This is a genomic window from Paraburkholderia sp. BR10954, from assembly GCF_040965775.1.
Lineage (GTDB): Bacteria > Pseudomonadota > Gammaproteobacteria > Burkholderiales > Burkholderiaceae > Paraburkholderia > Paraburkholderia youngii.
The window spans coordinates 187,393-207,165 of record NZ_JBFRCK010000008.1; the positions used below are offsets into that span (position 1 = coordinate 187,393).

Consider the following 19,773-nt stretch of genomic DNA (forward strand, 5'->3'; position numbering starts at 1 on the left):
AACGTTTAGCGAAACGTTTCGTTGAGCGGATTTATAGCAAGCGGGGATCGATAGATACATCCGGGTTTCCACTATGCAAGTCCGAACTCGAGCGAAAAAGTGACAGCTATAGAGCCTGTGCATGTTTACCCGAGGTTGATTGACTTTGCGCAAAAACAGGTTTTAGATTCAACGAAACGTTTCGCTAAACGTTTCGGCATGAAGCCGGCGAGACTGATTTTTGAAACCCGGAAAGAGACAGGAGACAGACATGAACAGCTTGACGAAGCCGTTGTGCGCAACACACCCCGTGCGTACATGCCGTCGTGTGATCAGTGCAGTGATGGGCGCGCTGATGCTCTCGGCGCTAGCCGCACCTCCGGCGCATGCGGACAAGGATCACCCCGTTGTGGCCCTGTTGCCCGGGGTGGTCGATCCCTTCTATTTCACGATGTACCGCGGTGCCCAGAAGGCGGCAGCGGAGGACAACACCCAGCTGCTTTTCCAGCTTCCGAAAAGTTGGAACACCACGGAGCAGGTGCCGATCCTCAAGGCATTCATTGCCAAACGTCCCGATGCGATCCTGGTTTCTCCCGTGGACGCACAGCAACTGATCGAGCCGCTGACGGAAGCAAAGAATGCGGGAATCAAGGTCATCACTGTGGACACTTACATCGGCACCGGCCGGTATCAGACGGGCAGCGGAAACGCGGACTTCCCGCTTTCGTTCGTAGCGTCTGACAATAAAGAAGGCGGCCGTATTGCAGCACGAACGCTGGCGAAGGCGCTCGGTGAAAAGGGCATCGTCTTCTGCGAAAGCCTCAAACCGGGTGTCTCGAGCACCGATGCGCGGGTGCAGGGCTTCCAGGAAGAAATGAAAAAGTATCCGAACATCAAGGTGCTGCCGACGTTGTATAGCGAAGACGACGCGAACAAGGCGGTTTCGGATGTATCGGGTGTGATGGCGCGCGAGCCTGGTCTATCCGGCGTATTCGGCACGAATACGTTTTCCGGCAAAGGTGTGGCGCAGGCGATCCACATGTCCGGAAAGAGCGGCAAGGTTAAGCTGATCGTTTTCGACGCCGTACCGGGCATCGATAAGGATATCAAGAGCGGCCTGGTCGACTACGCAATCGCCCAGCGCCCAGCCGACATGGGCTACTACGGCGTCAAGTATGCAGTCGACGCAATCCGGGGCAAGCCGGTCCCGAAGGAGAAAAGCACCGGTTTCGTCGTCATGGACAAGTCGAACATCGACAACGCTGACGTCAAGCAATACATCTACTCAAACTGATTTGTGCCGGCGGCGGCTCGAAACCGCCGTCGGTGATTGGTAAGGGCTATCTGGAGACACTGCAATGCAAAAAGCCACCTCACTTTCCGGTCGGCCACGAGCGACTGGCACAGCGCCGGCTCCAAGGACGATCGACTACAAGGCGCTGGTTGGCCGTTTCTGGCCCTGGCTATTTCTGGCGGTGCTCTGCCTCTTCTTTGAAATCTGGTCGCAGGTAATCCAGCAAAGGTCCTTCGTTTTCAATGCCTACAACCTGCAGTCGATAGCACTTGCGGCAAGCGCACCGATGCTTCTCGCGATTGGTCAGACGTTCGTGATCATCACTGCGGGCATCGATCTGTCTGTCGGATTCGTCATGGGCCTTGCAGCGGTGTGCGCTGCCCAGTTCACTTTGCTCGGAGGCTCATCACCGTGGGCGCTCGGCCTCTCTGTGCCGCTGACCATTGCTGTATCAGTCATTCCAGGCGCTATTAACGGCACGCTCGTTGCGCGATATCGTGTTCCAGCATTCATCGGGACGCTCGGGATGTACGGTATTGCCCGCGGTGCCGGTTTTCTCGCTGCAGGCAGTGGCATGACTGTATCGGTGGACAACGCGGGACTGCAATGGCTCGGCTCCGGGTGGAATCCGGTCATCGTCACGGTGATCCTGCTGGCCGTCATGCACTTCATCCTGTCGCGCACCCGCTTCGGCCAATATACCTATGCGGTAGGTGGCAATGAGCAGTCTGCCGCCCGAGCAGGGATTAACGTACGTCGGCACAAGATCGTGATCTATATGCTCGCGGCAGCGTTCGCTGCAGTCGGCGGCATCGTCTATACGGCTCGATTCTCTGCCGGTTCGGCCACGGCCGGCGAACCGATGCTGCTCAACTCCATCGCCGCGGTCGTCATCGGAGGCGCAAGCCTCTTTGGCGGTACCGGCAACCTGATCGGCACGTTGATCGGCGCCCTGATTATCGCTGTGATCGAGTTTGGTCTGGTATTCATTAACGTCGATGCATTCTGGCAGTTCATCGCGGTTGGCGTTGTCATCATCGTGTCGGTGCTGATCGACCAGTACAAGGAACGTCTCGGAGTCTAAAATCATGAACCAACCGCTACTTGAAGTGCGCAACGTATCAATCCGCTTCGGAGGCGTCGAGGCGCTCAAGAAAGTGTCGATGAAGGTCTACCCCGGCGAGGTCGTCGCATTGTGCGGTGACAACGGTGCCGGTAAGTCGACGTTAATCAAGATCATATCGGGCGTTTATCAACCGAGTGAAGGCGAGGTGCTTTTCGACGGTCAACCTCTCGACATGCGCGACCCTCACGACGCTCGCGCGAGAGGCATTGAAACGATCTATCAGGATCTTGCGCTTGCTGACAACCTCGATGTGGGCAGCAACATCTTTCTGGGACGTGAGCCGGTGACCCGTCGCTTCGGCGTCAGCACCATCGACCGCCCGCGCATGGCTGCCGTCGCGCGCGAGGTGCTGGATCAGCTCGACATCGTCATTCCGGAGAAGAAGATCCACGGTCCGGTCAAGATGCTCTCTGGCGGCCAGCGTCAGGCTATCGCAATCGGACGCGCAATTTACTGGAATGCGCGGGTGCTGATCATGGACGAGCCCACGGCTGCTTTGGGTGTGCCAGAGCAGCGAAAGGTGATGGAACTGATTCTCGGGCTGAAGAAAAAAGGCGTCTCGGTCATTCTGATCTCGCACAATCTGCTCGACATTTTCAGTGTGTCGGATCGCATCTTCGTTCTTCGACGTGGCGAGGCCGTGGGAGAAAAGCGGGTAAGTGAAACCGACGGCGAATCGGTAGTCAAGATGATGGTTGGCGACGAATACGCCGCTACGAAGGCCGCAGCCTAAGCACGACCAAAATTCCCACCGGACAGATACCTCTCGCGTATGCAAGCGAAACACGGAGAACACTCAATGCAACGAATGGGAATGGTCATCCACATCAAGCCCGAGAAGATCGACGAATACAAGGCGCTGCACGCGGCTCCGTGGCCTGCGATTGTCGAGCGGCTCCAGCGTTCCAATGTCACCAATTACTCGATATTTCTCAAGGAACCAGAAAATCTTCTTTTCGGATACTGGGAATACGTCGGGACAGACTTCGAGGCGGATATGGCCGCGATTGCGGCCGATCCAGAAACACAAAGGTGGTGGAAATTGACCGACCCATGTCAAGTGCCTCTTGAGTCGCGAAAACAGGGTGAGCATTGGGCAATGATGGATAACGTGTTTCACATTGACTAGGTCGCTCAGGGCCTGCGGAGTCACTCATGCGCGACACAGTTGCGCTGTGCGCTGGCTTTCAGTTGAGCTTGCGCGACATTGAGGAGCTGCTCTTCGAGCGCGGTGTGACCGTGACATACGAGACAATCCGTTGCTGGTGCGATAAGTTTGGCAAGTCTTCGCTCACCGGGTCAAGGCTGCGCGACGCAAGCCGGGTAGCACATGGCACCTCGACGAGATGTTCGTCGCGCTGCGTGGCGAACCGCACCTACCCCGGCGATAAACTGCCGGCGCGCACACATCCAAATTCTGACAGTTCCTCCGCTCCCACGCTTCCCGCACCGCTTGCAGCATCCAGGTCGTTCGGAAGATAGGCGCGATTAAGCGATGGCACGGTTTCGTGCCAAGAGTATGGGAGGACAGCGGGATCCCAAATTTGTAGACGGAATCGACAATCGGAAACGATGGCACGAAATTTCCCGGTTTGAAAAGTTGCCTAGAAATTGAATTCGACGAAGGAGCCGCCCAGAGAAGATTTCGGAGCGGCTAGTCAGCATGAGCACGTTATGTGATCACGCTGATCTGCCAAGGCACGAACTCCTGCTGCCCATAGCCGTGTATTTCGCTGCGCGACGCCTTGCCGGACGCGGTTTCCAGCATCATTTGGAACACCTGCGCACCGAGTTCGGTAATCGACGCTCCGCTCAGCACCTCGCCACAATTAAAGTCCATATCGTCGGACTGACGTTCCCAAAGCGCCGTATTGGTCGCAAGCTTGATCGAAGGCGACGGTGCGCAACCATAGGCCGAACCCCGTCCGGTCGTGAAGCAGATCAGGTTGGCGCCGCCGGCCACCTGGCCCGTCGCGGAGACTGGGTCGTAGCCCGGCGTGTCCATGAACACCAGTCCGTGAGCGTCTACGGGCTGCGCGTATTCGTACACGTCGACGAGGTTCGTCGACCCAGCTTTCGCGATGCCGCCCAGCGACTTCTCGAGCACCGTCGTGAGGCCACCCGCCTTGTTGCCGGCCGACGGGTTGTTGTTCATCGCAGCGCCGCTGCGAGCGCAATGCGCCTCCCACCAGCGAATGCGCTCGACGAGCTTTTGCCCGATCTCAACGGTTTCCGCACGTCGAGTCAACAGGTGCTCGGCGCCGTAAATTTCAGGCGTCTCCGACAGAATTGCGGTGCCCCCGTGCGCCACCAACATGTCGACAGCAGCACCCAGCACCGGATTGGCCGAGATGCCGGAATACCCATCCGAGCCGCCGCATTGCAGACCGACCAGCAGATGACTCGCCGGCACACTTTCGCGGTGCACAGCATTCGCCCCTGGCAACATTTCGCGAATTAGCTCGATGCCGCGCGCGATGGTTTTCGTCGTGCCACCTGTGTCCTGAATCGTGAAACTGCGCAGCCGGCCATTGTCCTTTAGACCCTGACTCTTAAGTAGCGTCGAAATCTGGTTGGTCTCGCAGCCAAGCCCGATCACAAGTACACCGGCAAAGTTCGGATGACAGGCGTAACCGCCCAGCGTACGTTGCAGGATCTTGAGGCCCTCCCCTTCTGAATCGACGGCACAGCCCGAGCTGTGGGTGAGTGCGACAACGCCATCAACATTCGGGAAATCAGCGAGCGCTTCAGGATGAACGTCCCGCCGGAAGTGATCTGCGATCGCGCGGGCGACCGTGGCCGAACAGTTTACCGAGGTTAATACACCGATGTAGTTGCGGGTGGCGACCCGGCCATCGTCGCGCACAATGCCCTGAAAGTACGCGGGCTCGGTCGCGCGGACCGTGGGCCGTGCATCGTGAGCATAAGCATAGTCGCGCGTGAAGTCGCCCATCGTCAGGTTGTGACTGTGAACATGCTGGCCGGGCTTGATCGGCTGGCTTGCGAATCCGATGATCTGTCCGTAGCGTCGCACAGCCTGGCCGGTCTCGATCGGGCGTGTCGCCATCTTGTGCCCGGGCGGGATCAGACCCAATGCGGTCACACCTTCACTAGTAATTGCCGTACCGGATACCAGTTGGTCGATGGCAATCACTACATCGTCGAGCGCGTTGAGCCGGATGATGCGCGGTGACGTATGCGAACCCGCGCGTTCGAGCGTATCGAATGTCGTCGTGTTCATATTAGCCGCGTCCGTTGCGCTTGCTCATAAAGGAGTCAAAAGCCAAAGCAAAAAGCAGCACCAAACCCTTGATGACTAACTGAATGAACGACGAAATGTTGAGGATGCTCATGCCATTGTCGATGGTCGCCAGGAGGATCGCGCCGACAATCGCGCCGGGGATGGTGCCAATACCACCCTTGAGCGCGGTGCCGCCGATTACGGCGCCCGCGATCGCGTCGAGTTCCATATACATGCCAGTGGTCGGTGTCGAGGCGCCGATACGGGCGGTCATCAGAACGCCGGCGATTCCGTACAGGCCACCCATTAGCATGAAGCCGACATAGAGCTGGCGTGCCAGTGGAATCCCCGCCAGAACCGCAGCTTCACGATTTGAACCAGTCAAGTATGCATTGCGACCGAATACGGTACGCGTCATCACCACCCAGAGGACGATACCGATTACGGCGACCCAGATAAGTGCGGTCGGAATCCCACGGAAGCCGGCACACACCCAGATCAGGAGGCCAACGGTCACGGTCAGAGCCCCAAGTTTGCTCGCGAGCCGCAGCGTGTTAGTCTCGCCCTCGTGTGACAGGCTGGCACGGTGCCTCCGCAGGATGTAAGCCGCCGCCGCGAGATAGGCGATCACAAGCGCCACTATCGACGCGATCACGGGGACGAAGCCCTCGCTGATTGCCGAGAACGCCATCGACACCGGAGCAAGGGTGGCCGCATCGGTCGCATAGTAGCCGATGCCGCGGAACGCGAGCAGCCCCGCCAAGGTGACGATAAACGATGGCACCCCTACCGTAACCACCCAAAGCCCCTGCCATAGGCCCATCAATATGCCCACGCCGAGGGTTAACATAATGGTCGGCACGACGCCGAGGCCGTGCGTGATCTGCAAGCTTGCCGCGACCACCCCGCACAGGTAGACCGAACTGCCAATCGACAGGTCGATCTCACCCATGATCATCAGGATCGATACACCAGCCGCCACCAGCGCCACGATTGAGGCCTGTCGCAGAAGCAGCGACAGATTGCGTGGCGTGAGAAAGATATCGCCCGAGGCGACGTTGAAAACAATCGCGAGGAGAACGAACACCACGACCATCGTCAGCGTTCGAGGGTTGATAAGCTGACGCGCGCGGCGCCCAGCGCTGCCCGCTGACACAGCGGCTGCCGGCGGCCGCACAGTGCCCGGCAAAGTCTGGTTCTTCATTTAATGGATCTCCCCTGTCGCGGCTGCCATCAACTCGTGACGGCTAGCCTTTCTGTCAAACGATTGCGTAACGCGGCCTTTGTACATGACCAGTACACGGTCGCTTTCATCGAGAATCTCGGTCATGTCGCTCGAAATCATAAGTACCGCGGTCCCTTCGGCAGCGAGCTCGTGTAGCAAACGGTAGATCTCCTGACGCGCCCCGATGTCGACCCCGTAGGTCGGTTCGTCAACGATCAGGATGCGCGGTCGGATCGCAATCCACCGCGCGAGCAGCACCTTCTGCTGATTGCCGCCGCTGAACCATTCGACCTTGGCGTTCAGCCGCGGCGGCCGCAGGTCGAGCTTGCGAATCAGTTCGCGATTGCGATCAACCTCGTCGCGTTCGCGAATGAACGGGCCACTGGACACAGATCGAATACTCGCCGCGCTGATGTTGTGCAGCACGCTATGCCCCTCAATCAGGCCGGTCTGCTTTCGGTCTTCCGTCAACATGCCGATACCTAGAGAAATCGCTTCAGCGGGCGAACGCGGATGTACCCGTTCACCGTCGATACGAATTTCACCTTCGCAGGTTCCTTGCCATGCGCCGAAGATTGCTTTGGCGAGCTCAGTGCGACCGGCGCCGACTAGCCCGAACAGACCTAACACTTCACCGCGGCGCAGTTCAAGGCTTACGTTGTCGACCCGGCAGCGCTTCGAGCCAAAGCCTTCATGCACCGAAAGGTTCGATACAGTCAGCACGGCTGCGGCGCGTTCATTAAGCACGCGCGGCGTGCTTGGCTCGGGATCGTGGCCGATCATGGCGCGGACCATATCGGAGATCTTGTCCTGAGCAGACGCAAAATGCTCGACCACCCGGCCATTGCGCATCACGACCACTCGGTCGGCGACCTGAGCGATCTCGTCGAGCCGGTGGGTAATGTAGATACAGCCGACATTCTGCGCTTTGATCTGTGCAATCCGCTCGAACAGGTGCACGGCTTCGCCCTGTGTGAGCGAAGCTGTCGGTTCGTCCAGAATCAGCACTCGGGTGGCCGCTTTCGACAGCGCCGATGCGATAGTGACGAGCCGCTGAGCCGATGGGCTGAGTTCTCCAACGGAAGCGTTCGGATTGGCCTGCACGCCGAAGAACGCCAAGCGCTCCATCGCGAGGGTGAATAACTTCGCCTCGTCGACAAAACCGCGCCGCGATGGCAGCATCCCCATGAACATGTTTTCGGCGATGCTCAGATTCGGCGCGATATACAGTTCTTGCGGCACCAGCACGATGCCGGCCGCCTCCGCGTCGCGCACTGTGCGAAAACGAGCAGGCCGGCCGTCGAGCAACAGTTCGCCCTGGTAGCTGTCGGTCGGATAGACGCCCGAAATGATCTTCATCAGCGTCGACTTGCCCGCGCCGTTTTCACCGATGACGGCGACGACTTCACCTGGCCGCACGTTGAAATTCACATCGCTGAGCGCAGGAATGCCGCTGAACGATTTGCTGACCTCGCGCAGCTCGAGCACATAGCCGCCGGGACGTGACACATCGACGGCATTGCCCTGTGCGTGAGCCTGCGAGACATCAAGCGTTGCTGGATCGCGCCACATGAGTTTGCTCACTTGCATTGTGATTTACCAGCGCCATACACCTCGTCCGCCGTGACCCATCCCTTAGGCGCGCCCGTTGTGATGAACTTACACAGGTTGGCTTGCGTCACCGCGTAGACATTCACGAGATGAGTCGGTACGGCGCCAGCGCCAAGGTTCACATCGGTCGTGCTAATTGCCGGCTTTTCCTTCTTCGCCAGCGCGACCGCAGCCTTGACTGCCGAAGTGCCGTGGTCGTCGAGGTCGGTCCATACCGACATCGTCTGTACGCCCTGGGCAATCAGTTGCAGCGAGGACGGGTCGGCGTCTAGCCCGGACAGGTAGACCTTGCCGGCCAGGTTGCGCGCCTTCAGCGCTTGCGCCACGCCCAGCGCCATGCCGTCGTTGGAGGTGACGAAGCCATCAATCTTGTCGTTCTGTGCGCTCAACACATTTTCCGCATTCGACAGCGCGAGCTTTGGATCCCATCCGCGAACAAACTGGTCGAATACGACTTTCACATCCTTGTCCTGCACCAGCACCTTGTCATACTGCTTGCTGATGGTCTGCGCAACATCATTGCCGGGATCGCCCTTCATCAACGCGAAAGTCCCGTGGGGCGCGCGTTCCAACGCACCCTTTGCCTGTAGTTCTCCAACAAGCGCATTGTCTCGCATGACGAAGTAGTCAAGCTTCGCGGTCGTGACGCCGATGTCATATCCGACTACCGGCACGCCTGCCTGGTGTGCAGAATTCACGATTCGTCCAGCCGCCTGGCTGTCGACGGGTACGAGAATCAAGGCGTCGGGCTGCTGGCTCAACAGGTTCTCCACCTGCGATGCCTGCAGGACCGGATTGTCGTTGGCCCATTGCACGATTAGCTTGGCGCCAAGCGCCGCGGCCTCTCGCTTCATAGCGGCGATGTCAAAGGCCCAGCGGCGCTGTACCTGTGTTTTCATCGCGACAGCAATCACGGGATTCTTTGCATCGGCATGGGCCAGGCTGCTCGATAGCGTCGCTGCCATCAGCATGGCCGCGGAGAGGAACTTCAGCAGAGGGGTGGTGTGACGCACGATTGTCTCCTTACAGCATCGGTTTTATCTACTCGAACCACACGCGTACAGCCTTGCCAAGTTGTTTCAATGAGTCCTTGGTCTCTGCCGTGCGCATCCAAATTGGCGCAGAATCGAAAACTTCGTAGGACTGCAACCAACTCAGGCCATGGGCTCGCTCATGGCTTGAAAAACACATTTTCGAGGCGAGCCCACCATTCGCCCCGCCGGCGGGTTTCGAGCGGGACCTGCATCGGCTCGCAGATCTGCCACCAATCCTGCATGCGTGGCTCCTGGGCAAGCTTTGCCTGGTCCGCAGCGAAATCCGTGCCGTGGTATTCCCAGTAGGCGAACAACAAGTTCTCGGGCTCCTTCAGAAAAATCGAATAGTTGCGGATATTTGCAGCCGAAATAATCTCAATGACCTCCGGCCAGGTCTCGCGATGAAGCCGTTTGTACTCCGGCAGCGCTTCGGGCTTGATACCGAGTACGAAAGCCATCCTTTCCATCTTGTTTGTCCTCACAGCGCTTGTTGCACGAGCGTTTTTGTCAGTAACGGCCAGTCGTTTCTGCTTGAGCGGCCTTCCAGAGCCGCGCGTCTTTCGGTAAAGCAAGCGGATCGTCAACCTTCGGCTCTGCACCCTCGATATCGAGCAGGAAGCGTTCGGCCGGGGCAACACGCTTGTAGAGCGCGAGCGTCAGATGTTCGCGCTCGTTGAGCTGTTGCGGGATATCGCGGCGGCCGATTGCCATATGCAGTACGCGGCGCGTTATTCCAGTCCGGTTTGCCGTGCCGCCGTGCCAGATTCGCCCGTTGATTACAGCGATCGAGCCAGCTTTCCCCGTGATGTGAACTTCGCGCGGGTGGGTTGCCAGAGGATCGGCGGGCATGATGGCCTTTTCTTCGGGCGTGACTTCCATGCGCTCTGCGTTGACCAGATTAATGTCTGGCACGTTGATCGGCACGAGCTTGTGCGAACCCGGTACAACACGCGTCGGGCCGTTATCCTCGGTCATGTCGTCGAGCATGACCATAGTGTTGATCATGCGCCAGTCGGAGTCGTGGGCGCGCCAAACGTCGCTATGCAGAGGCTGTTGACCTTCACCTTTTGCAGGGTTGCGGGCGTTGAGCGAATACACACGAATTTCGCCCATTAGACGGTGTGCAATCGCAAGGGTGGGACCGCAACGAAGGCAGCGGTCAAACGCTTCTGACTTGTTGAACAGGTTGGACAGGCGCATTGCGCCCGGCTCGATGTGGACTTCATGACCGCCGTAAGCGCCTTCTATTTTCTGAAGCCGGTCGACTTCGGCCCTCATCTCGTCGATCTCTGCCGGGGAAAAAACATTCGGGAAAATGCAATAGCCATCCCTATCGAAGGCGTCGATCTGTTCTTGCGTGAGGATCGATTCCGAAATGCCCAATTGCGCCAGTGCTTCAGCGGTGTTCATCTGCGTCTCCCGGAGAAAGTTAATGAGTTATCGCGATGCCTATCGTGTTGCTAACAATGGTGTTCTGATTACCCGCTTCGCGGCCGGTTATCTTCCCGATACGCGCTTGTCTAGACCTGCATGTTCTCGACGACGGGCGCATCGGTGCGTAGCAAACCTTCGGTGCGCAGATCGCTCCACAGTTGCGCGGGAATCGGCGTTTGCATGGATTCGACGTTGCCTTGTAACTCGGCGGGCGTTATCGCCCCGGGAATCACGCTGACGACAGCGGGGTGCATCAGCGGAAATTGCAAGGCGGCATCCCTCAGCGCTACTTGATGGGCGCGGCATACTGCTTCAATTGCCGCCACCCGCTCGAGTATGTCGGGCGAGGCCGGTCCATAGTTAAAGTAGGCCCCAGGCTTCGGCCCCGTCGCGAGAATGCCCGAGTTGAACGGGCCGCCGATGATTACACCCATATCCTTCTTCATACACAGCGGCAGGAAGGAATCGAGCGATTCTTGCTCGAGCAGTGTGTAGCGTCCCGCCAGCAGGAATAAGTCGACGTCGGTGTTGCGCGCAACTGTTTCGCTGACCTGCCATTCATTTACACCGATGCCGATCGCTGCAACCACGCCCTGGCTGCGCAAATCGCTGAGTGCTCGCACACCGCCGTCAAGAAATTCACGCGTGCGTTGTGCGCTTGCTTCCGCACTTCCATGCGTGAAGATATCGATGTCATGACACAACACAATGTCGATCCGGTCGGCTCCCAGACGCTCGAACGAAGCCTCGAGACTGCGCATCACGCCGTCGTATGAATAGTCGTAGATGACTTCGCGAGACGGTACCTCAAAGAACTTCCCGATGCCGTCGCGCTGCTCGGGTGCGCAGCGTTTCAACAGCCGCCCTACCTTGGTAGATAAGAGATAGTCGTCACGCTGTTGTTCACGAAGGAACGATCCCACGCGTGTCTCCGCCAATCCATATCCATACAGCGGCGCCGTATCGTAGTAACGCACTCCATGCTGCCAAGCTGCTTCGAGCGTCAACCGCGCCTGCTCGTTATTCAAGGCGCGGTAAAGATTCCCCAGGGGCGCGCTACCGAAGCCTAGAGAAGTGAATTGCAACGACCGGCCGGAACGGCTCTTAAAGTGGCGCCGACTGGGCAGACGAGTAATAGCGTGCGACACGGCTGGATCCTTTCTAGTGAGTGCGTTGGTGGAGTAAAAGGTGCGCGTGCTCGATCGGACCCATTCTCTGGTCGTTCCGAACCCGCATCGTCTTAAATCGTGCGTTGGTGAATCGCAAGCCCACCTTGAAAGCAGAGACGCTGCTTCCGCGTCACTGCAACCCTCGTGGACACGCAGGCGCCGTTCGTAGGATGGCCTGCCATACGTGTTCGCAGTTGGCGTCATCGGTCACGGGCAGCGAGCCGCTCCGGCTTCCCCGCCCATCGCACCGAAACGTTTAGCGAAACGTTTCGTCACAATCTAGACAGGACATTTGCCGATGTCAATGGCGGGTAAACGTGGACGTTCGGTCACGGGTGCACTGATGGTCGCGTCGATAGAGACTAAATTTCTTGCTGGTGTAACCCCTCATTGTGATATGGCAGTCAGGTGCTATAAGTTGCCATCGTAACGTTTCGCTAAACGTTTCGTTCCAGGCCGCGGCAATGCTAGCCAAAGTTGCCGGTGGTTGTTTTCGTGGCCGGCTGCGCCATCTGGCGCCCCCGCCTTTCGCAAGGAAATCGCAATATGGTTGCAATTGTCTGCAGCGGAACGCGCTATGGCTGCGGTTCAATTGATGACTTGCGCTCACTGCGGCAGCCCGGCGCAACCAGTCGCGTTTCGCCTATTTCAACGATGAAGGAGAACCAGTGAAAGTCAGTCATTTGCGTTGGGGCGTGATGGGCGCTGCCGATATTGCGCGCACTCAGGTAATCCCTGCAATTCAAACGTCCGTCAACGGGTCCGTTGTGGCACTCGCGAGCCGCGACCCCGCAAAGGCCCGCGACTACGCACGGGCCTTGGGCATACCGCGAGTAGTGGAGAGCTACGAGGCATTGCTGGCCGATGTCGGCGTTGATGCGATCTATATCCCGCTTCCCAACAGCATGCATGCCGAATGGGCAATGCGTGCGGCCGAGGCAGGGAAAGCGGTTCTGTGTGAGAAACCGCTCGCGACGACCGCGAAGATGGCAGAAATGATTTCCGACGCCTTCTCGCGTCACGGCGTGGCACTGATGGAAGGCTTCATGTATCGGTTTCATCCGCAACACCGGCGCGTGCACGAGCTTATTGCGCAAGGTGCGATAGGCCAGGTCCGCGAGGTTCGCGCACATCTGTCCGTAAATCTGATGAATCCGCCCGACCCCGCCAACGTTCGGTTGCAGCCTGCGCTTGGAGGCGGCGCCCTGCTGGATATGGGGTGCTATGCGGTCAACATCGCGCGGATGATATTTGCATGCGAGCCCACGCATGCGAGCGCGATCTGGATCGTCGACTCGCATTTCGATGTGGACATTGCAACGACGGGCATTCTCGAATTCCCGAATGGTTGCTCTGCTTCGGTCAGTTGCTCGTTCATGGCAGGTGGTCAGGGAACTTACACCGTGATCGGCACCGAGGGTTCGATTGAAGTGCCGCGTGCAATTCTCCCTGGAATGGGTACCCGCGTCCCTCAGGCCCTGATCGTTCTGGTCGACGCGGACGGAAATCGACGGGAAGAGGTTTTTCCTCCAGTCAATCAGTACTGCCTGATGATTGAGGCGTTTGCATCTGCAGTATTGACTAAGCGGACAATGCCATTCACGACGGATGACGCGGTCGCCAACGCCAGAGTGCTTGATGCGCTGGCGTCGGCTGCACGAACGCATCAACGCGTCAATGTATCGTGATGGCGTGTAACCGTCCCGCGAAGTGAAGCACCAGCGGCTGCTCATGGAGCGATGTCTCCAACCGCATCCGGATGGTCAAATCTACCGATGGCGTGGCCTGCTACCCCATTCCCGTCTCAAACCCTACGAGCGCAAGACGCCCCTGAAACCTGACGCATGGGGTGAAGGCGCCGTAGGCGCCTTGCAATGGACCTTTGATTGCCCCCACGGACGTGGGCTGGAGGAGCGTCTGCGTGCGCGGATTCTCGCCAAGCGGGCAGAGCTCGAAGCGTCGCGTGCTTCACGCATGACCATCTTCCGGTGGTTTCTCGCCGAATTGCGCCAACCCATGCACGATCATCGTTGAGGAAGCGCCGATTTTCCAGGTCTGCGATTACTGGATCGTCGGCGACCTTTTCAAGGTGCATCGTTGTTGATCGCAACGATCACCTTCGAGTCCTTCATGCCGGCCAGATGCTGGATCGCACCCGAAATGCCCACCGCGACGTAGAGTTGCGGCGCGATCACCTTGCCGGTCTGCCCCACCAGATAGTCGTTGGGCACGAACCCCGCGTCGACCGCCGCGCGCGAAGCGCCCACCGCTGCGCCAAGCTTGCCGGCGATATCTTCGAGCAGCGCAAAGTTCTCTCCGGACGCCATCCCGCGTCCGCCTGAAACCACGCGTCGCGCGGCGGTCAGCTCCGGCCACCAGCTTCGTAGCGGTTGGGCTATCATTTTTCCGTCCGCTTCATTAGATGCCATGGTCTCTCAGGCTGACGCGGTGCAATCTCCCCCATACAGGGGTGACCCATCGAAAAACAGGAGACGCGGCCGGGGCGAACCCGCTGACACGGAGCAGTCCATGCATGTGACCGAAGCGTCAGGAGCGGTGACTGGAGGGGCATTCGCGGCCAGACCTCCAGTTTTGCTCGCGACGCAGATCTTTCCGCCCCGGCTGCCCGCGGGCCTGATCGACCGTCCGCGCTTGGTCTGCCTCGCCGGGGAGGCCGAGAATAAACGTCTCACCGTCATCAAGGCCCCGGCGGCCTTCGGCAAGACCTCGCTTGCGCTGACCTGGCTCGAGCGCTTGCGCAGGGAGGGTGTACTGGTGGCGTGGCTGTCGCTCGACAGCGAAGACGACGAGCCCGCGCGCTTCCTCTATCACCTCGCGCAGGCCCTGCAGCAGGCGTGCGATAACGTCGGCGCGTCGGCCATCGGGCTCACGACAGCGGCGTCGCTGGTGCCCGCGCAGGCGATCGTCTCGACACTCATTAACGAGCTCGTCGAGGTCGCCGACGAGGTCTGCATCTTCCTCGACGACTTCCATCTGATCAGCCTGCCGGCCATCCACGACGCGGTGTCGTTTCTGGTCGAAAACGCGCCGTCGCACGTCCATGTGGTGATCTGCACGCGCACCGACCCGCCGCTGCCGCTTGGCCGCCTGCGAGCCCGCAACAGCCTGCTGGAGCTCGACGCCTCCACGTTGCGCTTCGACTTCGACGAAACGCGCAGCTTTGTCGAGCACGAATGCCCGGGCAAACTGCATGCATCCAGCATCAAGTCGCTCTTTGCCCGCACCGAGGGATGGGCCGCCGCATTGCGCATTTCCGCGTCGGTGCTGGCGCGCGCTCTTATTGTGGTGCGTCACCCTCGCGATGCACGGGCTGCGTCTCTTTCAGGCTCTTCGCGAGGCGCGACGCCTGCACATAGCCGGGATTCGCGGGACGCTTCAGGTAACGTCCGGCGCCTCGCCGCGCCCGCAGGTCGCCGTCTACCCAAACGAGTTCGCCTTGCGAGACGGTGTGGGTCGGCACGCCGCGCACCGTCATGCCCTCGAACACGTTGAAGTCCACGTTCTGATGATGCGTTTTGACCGAGATGGTGCGCGTGGCCTCGGGATCCCATACGACGAGATCGGCGTCGGCACCGACGGCCACCGTGCCCTTGCGCGGGTAGAGGTTGAAGATTTGCGCGGCATTGGTGGAGGTAACGCGCACGAATTCGTTCGGCGTGAGCCGGCCGGTGTTCACGCCTTGATCCCACAACACCGCCATGCGATCCTCGACGCCGCCGCAACCGTTCGGGATCCTCGTGAAATCATGGCGGCCCATGGCTTTCTGCGAAGCGCAGAACACGCAATGGTCAGTCGCGGTGGTATGCAGCAGCCCGCCCTGAAGTCCGCGCCAGAGCGCGTCACGATGCTCCTGCGTACGGAACGGGGGGCTCATCACGTGGGCGGCGGCGCGCGTCCAGTCCGGGTCGCGATAAACGGCTTGATCGATCACCAGATGCCCCGCGAGCACTTCGCCGAATACGCGCTGACCTTCGCTGCGCGCGCGCGTGATCGCCTCGAGCGCGTCTCTCGCCGAGACATGCACGATGTACACCGGCACACCCAATACCTGGGCGATGCGGATCGCGCGATTCGCTGCCTCGCCTTCGACTTCGGGCGGCCGCGACAGCGGGTGCGCCTCCGGACCCGTGAAGCCGCGCGCCAGCAACTGGCGTTGCAATTGAAATACGAGCTCGCCGTTTTCCGCATGCACGGTGGGCAACGCGCCCAGTTCGAGCGAGCGGGCAAAACTGTTCACGAGGATCTCGTCGTCCGCCATGATCGCGTTCTTGTAGGCCATGAAGTGCTTGAAGCTCGACACGCCATGCTCGTTCACGAGCAGCCCCATGTCGCGATGCACGCTTTCATCCCACCACGTCACCGCCACGTGAAAGCCATAGTCAGCAGCGGCTTTTTCGGCCCAGCCGCGCCACTCGCGAAAGGCATCCATCAGCGCCTGCTTCGGGTTGGGAATCACGAAGTCGATGATGGATGTCGTGCCGCCCGCAAGCCCCGCCGCGGTGCCCGTGTAGAAGTCGTCGCTGGCGGTCGTGCCCATGAAGGGCAGTTCCATATGCGTGTGCGGATCGATGCCGCCAGGCATCACATATTGACCGCCGGCGTCGACCACGGTCGCCCCCGCCGGCGCGTCGAGGTTTTCACCGACGCTCTGGATCACACCGTTTTCGCTGAGGACGTCCGCACGCCAACTCTTGTCTGCATTGACGACGGTGCCGCCTCGAATCAGGATCGCCATGATGCCAAGTCTCCTTCAGTTGAACATTGACGCTTGAAACGCTCACGCGCTCGCCACGCTCGGGCGCCGGCTCCGGCCGACTTTCATCATCACGCCGTAGACGAGCGCCGCAATCGCGAGCCCCACGAACCACGCATAGGTATAAATGCTTTTGAACGCGTCGGGCACCGAGGCAAACACATTCGGGAACGCGACATTCAGAAAGCCCGGCAGGTTCGGCAGCACTCCGGCGATCAGCGCGATCACGGCCGCCGGGTTCCAGCCGTTCGAGTACGCGTATTCGCCGTTTTCCTCGAAGAGCTGGGTCGTATCGAGGCGTGTGCTGCGAACCAGAAAGTAGTCGACCATCAGGATGCCGGCCACCGGCCCAAGCAGCGCCGAATAGCCGACGAGCCACGTGAAGATGTAGCCCTGCGTGGTCGCGAGGATCTTCCACGGCATCATCGCGATGGCGATGGCCGCGGTGATAAGGCCGCCCGTCTTGTACGAAATGCCCTTGGGCCACAGGCTCGAAAAATCGTAAGCTGGGCCGACGAGGTTCGCGGCAAGATTGCAGCACATCGTGTCCAGTGTGAGGATCACGAGCGCGATGCCCACGCCGACGCCCTCCATGCGACTCGTGAGCTCGATCGGGTCCCAGATCGCCCTGCCGTAAATCACGACCGTTGCCGACGTCACTACCACGGAGACCACCGACAGCAATGCCATCGGAATGGGCAGGCCGATCGCCTGGCCCACGAACTGGTCTTTTTGCGTTTTTGCGAAACGCGTGAAGTCGGGAATGTTGAGCGCGAGCGTGGCCCAGAAACCCACCATGGCCGTGAGGCTCGGCCAGAACGTCGCCCAGAACAGGCCCGCCTTCTTGCCGCCGGCAACGAACTGCGACGATTGCGACAGCATCGAGCCCATGCCGCCCGCCCTCGAACAGGCCCACCACACGAGCACTGCGCACATCACCACCTTGATCGGCGCGGACCAGCTTTCGAGCCAGCGGATCGAATCGGTGCCGTGCAGGATGAAGTACAGCTGCAACACCCAGAAGATGAGAAAGCAACTGGCCTGCCCGATCGAAATGCCGAGAAACGGCATTGCGTCGCCCACCAGCGCGTTGTGCGTGAGGATGTTGGCGAGCGTATAGATGGCGCTGCCGCCCAGCCATGATTGAATGCCGTACCAGCCGCATGCCACGATGGCGCGCAGCATCGCGGGCAGCTTCGCGCCCTGGGTGCCGAACGACGCTCGCACCAGCACCGCATAAGGAATGCCGTACTTGGTACCCGCATGACCGATCAGCAGCATCGGCACGAGCACGATCATATTGCCGAGCAGCACGGTGAGCACCGCCTGCCAGGGCGACATGCCCTGCTCGGTGAGGCCGGCGGCGAGCATGTAGGAGGCGATGTTCATCACCATGCCCACCCATAGTGCCGCGAAGTGATACCAGCGCCATGTGCGCTGCGCGACGCCGGTGGGCGCGAGGTCATCGTTGTATAGATCGCTTTCGGCGCGGCGCGCAGTGGCGTCGGCGGCTAAGGGTTGGCTCATGAAGTGGGTTCTCCGTCGATTGTCGTGGGTTCGGCTCGGTCCGGCTTCAACGTGTCAGGCGGCTTTCGGGTCGGCGACACGCGCCGGGTTGTTCGGGTGCGTGGTCCAGTTCTCGTAGCGCTCGCCCGAATCGACGCGCTCCATCGTGATGCATTGATCGACCGGGCAAACATGCATGCATAGATTGCACCCGACGCAGTTCGCATCGACCACCTCGAAGTGCCGCTGGCCATCGCGGATGGCGGTGATCGCCTGATGCGAGGTGTCTTCGCAGGCGATGTGGCAGAGCCCACACTGGATGCAGCGGTCCTGATCGATGCGTGCCTTGATGTCGTAGTTGAGGTTCAGGTATTGCCAGTCGGTGACGTTCGGCACGGCGCGGCCGCGAATCGCGTCGAGGCTGGCGTAGCCTTTTTCGTCCATCCAGTTCGACAGGCCGTCGATCATGTCGCCGACGATGCGAAAGCCGTAGTGCATCGCGGCGGTGCAAATCTGCACGCTGCCCGCTCCCAGCACGATGAATTCCGCGGCGTCGCGCCAGTCGGAAATGCCTCCGATGCCGGAGATCGGCAAGCCATGCGTTTGCGGGTCGCGCGCAATCTCTGCGACCATGTGCAGCGCGATCGGCTTCGCGGCGGGACCGCAATAGCCGCCATGCGTGCCCTTGCCGTCCACAGTGGGCAGCGGCGCCATCACGTCGAGATCGACGCCTACGATCGAGTTGATCGTGTTGATCAGCGAGACGCCGTCCGCCCCGCCCTTCATCGCCGCGCGCGCGCCGTGACGAATGTCGGTGACGTTCGGCGTGAGTTTCACGAGGCAAGGCAGGCGCGTGCCTTCTTTCACCCAGCGGGTGACCATTTCGATGTACTCGGGCACCTGTCCGACCGCTGCGCCCATGCCGCGCTCGCTCATGCCGTGCGGACAGCCGAAGTTGAGTTCCACCGCGTCCGCGCCGGTCGCTTCCACCTGCGGCAGGATCCACTTCCAGTCATGCTCGTTGCAAGGCACCATCAGCGAGACGATCAGCGCGCGGTCGGGCCAGTCCCGCTTCACCTGCGCGATTTCCTTGAGGTTCACGTCGAGCGGCCGGTCGGTGATCAGCTCGATGTTGTTCAGGCCTGCGATCCGCTGGCCGCGCCAGGTGGTCGCACCGTAGCGCGAACTCACGTTCACCACGTGCGGGTCGAGCCCGAGCGTCTTCCAGACCACGCCGCCCCACCCTGCCTCGAACGCGCGGTTGACGTTGTAGGCCTTGTCGGTGGGCGGCGCGGAAGCGAGCCAGAACGGGTTCGGCGATTGAATGCCGGCAATCGTGCAGCGCAAGTCGGCCATGATGCGACTCCTTCGTTTTAGCTG

15 protein-coding genes and 2 pseudogenes are annotated in these 19,773 nt (G+C 60.1%); 6 read left to right on the forward strand and 11 right to left on the reverse strand.

The window, feature by feature from the left end:
* Nucleotides 1–250 precede the first annotated feature (250 nt).
* From AB4Y34_RS14850 to AB4Y34_RS14870, 5 genes and pseudogenes are all read left to right on the forward strand, one after another.
* The gene (locus AB4Y34_RS14850; protein ID WP_368716435.1) at nucleotides 251–1,273 is read left to right on the forward strand and encodes an ABC transporter substrate-binding protein; all 1,023 of its coding nucleotides are present in this window, start codon (nucleotides 251–253) and stop codon (nucleotides 1,271–1,273) included.
* Nucleotides 1,274–1,337: 64 nt separating this feature from the next.
* The gene (locus tag AB4Y34_RS14855) at nucleotides 1,338–2,357 is read left to right on the forward strand and encodes a ribose ABC transporter (RefSeq protein ID WP_176384492.1); all 1,020 of its coding nucleotides are present in this window, start codon (nucleotides 1,338–1,340) and stop codon (nucleotides 2,355–2,357) included.
* 4 nt (nucleotides 2,358–2,361) lie between these two features.
* A complete protein-coding gene (locus AB4Y34_RS14860; RefSeq protein WP_368716436.1) occupies nucleotides 2,362–3,132 on the forward strand; it encodes an ATP-binding cassette domain-containing protein in 771 nt (256 codons plus the stop codon).
* Nucleotides 3,133–3,213: 81 nt separating this feature from the next.
* A complete protein-coding gene (locus AB4Y34_RS14865) occupies nucleotides 3,214–3,528 on the forward strand; it encodes an L-rhamnose mutarotase (protein WP_255209044.1) in 315 nt (104 codons plus the stop codon).
* A gap of 46 nt (nucleotides 3,529–3,574) precedes the next feature.
* A pseudogene (locus tag AB4Y34_RS14870) lies at nucleotides 3,575–3,778 on the forward strand (IS6 family transposase); the annotation flags it as partial.
* A gap of 293 nt (nucleotides 3,779–4,071) precedes the next feature.
* Here AB4Y34_RS14870 and AB4Y34_RS14875 read toward each other — a convergent pair.
* From AB4Y34_RS14875 to AB4Y34_RS14905, 7 genes are all read right to left on the reverse strand, one after another.
* Complete coding sequence (locus tag AB4Y34_RS14875; RefSeq protein ID WP_176384490.1) at nucleotides 4,072–5,640, reverse strand: UxaA family hydrolase; 1,569 nt, start codon at nucleotides 5,638–5,640, stop codon at nucleotides 4,072–4,074.
* 1 nt (nucleotide 5,641) lies between these two features.
* Entirely contained in the window at nucleotides 5,642–6,844 is a 1,203-nt protein-coding gene (locus tag AB4Y34_RS14880; RefSeq protein ID WP_368716437.1) for a sugar ABC transporter permease, read from the reverse strand.
* Entirely contained in the window at nucleotides 6,845–8,437 is a 1,593-nt protein-coding gene (locus AB4Y34_RS14885; RefSeq protein WP_368716438.1) for a sugar ABC transporter ATP-binding protein, read from the reverse strand.
* A gap of 8 nt (nucleotides 8,438–8,445) precedes the next feature.
* Nucleotides 8,446–9,489, reverse strand: a complete 1,044-nt coding sequence (locus AB4Y34_RS14890) for a substrate-binding domain-containing protein (RefSeq protein WP_176384487.1) — start codon at nucleotides 9,487–9,489, stop codon at nucleotides 8,446–8,448.
* 158 nt (nucleotides 9,490–9,647) lie between these two features.
* Nucleotides 9,648–9,968, reverse strand: coding sequence for an L-rhamnose mutarotase (locus AB4Y34_RS14895; protein ID WP_368716439.1), 321 nt, complete (start codon nucleotides 9,966–9,968; stop codon nucleotides 9,648–9,650).
* Nucleotides 9,969–10,017: 49 nt separating this feature from the next.
* On the reverse strand, nucleotides 10,018–10,920 hold the full coding sequence (locus AB4Y34_RS14900) for a phytanoyl-CoA dioxygenase family protein (protein ID WP_176384483.1): 903 nt from the start codon (nucleotides 10,918–10,920) through the stop codon (nucleotides 10,018–10,020).
* Nucleotides 10,921–11,030: 110 nt separating this feature from the next.
* Nucleotides 11,031–12,080, reverse strand: a complete 1,050-nt coding sequence (locus tag AB4Y34_RS14905) for an aldo/keto reductase (protein WP_368716480.1) — start codon at nucleotides 12,078–12,080, stop codon at nucleotides 11,031–11,033.
* A 701-nt stretch (nucleotides 12,081–12,781) separates the two neighbouring features.
* On the opposite strand from AB4Y34_RS14905, the gene AB4Y34_RS14910 reads away from it, so the two are divergent.
* On the forward strand, nucleotides 12,782–13,801 hold the full coding sequence (locus AB4Y34_RS14910) for a Gfo/Idh/MocA family protein (protein WP_176384479.1): 1,020 nt from the start codon (nucleotides 12,782–12,784) through the stop codon (nucleotides 13,799–13,801).
* Between the two features lie 405 nt (nucleotides 13,802–14,206).
* Here AB4Y34_RS14910 and AB4Y34_RS14915 read toward each other — a convergent pair.
* The 4 genes and pseudogenes from AB4Y34_RS14915 to preA form a co-directional block, all read right to left on the reverse strand.
* Nucleotides 14,207–14,497: pseudogene (locus AB4Y34_RS14915) on the reverse strand (electron transfer flavoprotein subunit alpha/FixB family protein); the annotation flags it as partial.
* 914 nt (nucleotides 14,498–15,411) lie between these two features.
* Nucleotides 15,412–16,869 (reverse strand): dihydropyrimidinase, encoded by a 1,458-nt coding sequence (hydA, locus tag AB4Y34_RS14920; RefSeq protein WP_368716440.1) that lies wholly within the window; start codon nucleotides 16,867–16,869, stop codon nucleotides 15,412–15,414.
* A gap of 42 nt (nucleotides 16,870–16,911) precedes the next feature.
* On the reverse strand, nucleotides 16,912–18,414 hold the full coding sequence (locus AB4Y34_RS14925; RefSeq protein WP_368716441.1) for an NCS1 family nucleobase:cation symporter-1: 1,503 nt from the start codon (nucleotides 18,412–18,414) through the stop codon (nucleotides 16,912–16,914).
* A 54-nt stretch (nucleotides 18,415–18,468) separates the two neighbouring features.
* On the reverse strand, nucleotides 18,469–19,749 hold the full coding sequence (gene preA / locus AB4Y34_RS14930; RefSeq protein WP_176384474.1) for an NAD-dependent dihydropyrimidine dehydrogenase subunit PreA: 1,281 nt from the start codon (nucleotides 19,747–19,749) through the stop codon (nucleotides 18,469–18,471).
* Between the last annotated feature and the right edge of the window lie 24 nt (nucleotides 19,750–19,773).

Excerpts from the sequence above, each read along its gene's own strand:
- AB4Y34_RS14850 (WP_368716435.1), top strand. The coding sequence starts at position 251 with ATGAACAGCTTGACGAAGCCGTTGTGCGCAACACACCCCGTGCGTACA.
- AB4Y34_RS14855 (WP_176384492.1), top strand. The coding sequence starts at position 1,338 with ATGCAAAAAGCCACCTCACTTTCCGGTCGGCCACGAGCGACTGGCACA.
- AB4Y34_RS14860 (WP_368716436.1), top strand. The coding sequence starts at position 2,362 with ATGAACCAACCGCTACTTGAAGTGCGCAACGTATCAATCCGCTTCGGA.
- AB4Y34_RS14865 (WP_255209044.1), top strand. The coding sequence starts at position 3,214 with ATGGTCATCCACATCAAGCCCGAGAAGATCGACGAATACAAGGCGCTG.
- AB4Y34_RS14875 (WP_176384490.1), bottom strand. The coding sequence starts at position 5,640 with ATGAACACGACGACATTCGATACGCTCGAACGCGCGGGTTCGCATACG.
- AB4Y34_RS14880 (WP_368716437.1), bottom strand. The coding sequence starts at position 6,844 with ATGAAGAACCAGACTTTGCCGGGCACTGTGCGGCCGCCGGCAGCCGCT.
- AB4Y34_RS14885 (WP_368716438.1), bottom strand. The coding sequence starts at position 8,437 with ATGTGGCGCGATCCAGCAACGCTTGATGTCTCGCAGGCTCACGCACAG.
- AB4Y34_RS14895 (WP_368716439.1), bottom strand. The coding sequence starts at position 9,968 with ATGGCTTTCGTACTCGGTATCAAGCCCGAAGCGCTGCCGGAGTACAAA.
- AB4Y34_RS14900 (WP_176384483.1), bottom strand. The coding sequence starts at position 10,920 with ATGAACACCGCTGAAGCACTGGCGCAATTGGGCATTTCGGAATCGATC.
- hydA (WP_368716440.1), bottom strand. The coding sequence starts at position 16,869 with ATGGCGATCCTGATTCGAGGCGGCACCGTCGTCAATGCAGACAAGAGT.
- AB4Y34_RS14925 (WP_368716441.1), bottom strand. The coding sequence starts at position 18,414 with ATGAGCCAACCCTTAGCCGCCGACGCCACTGCGCGCCGCGCCGAAAGC.
- preA (WP_176384474.1), bottom strand. The coding sequence starts at position 19,749 with ATGGCCGACTTGCGCTGCACGATTGCCGGCATTCAATCGCCGAACCCG.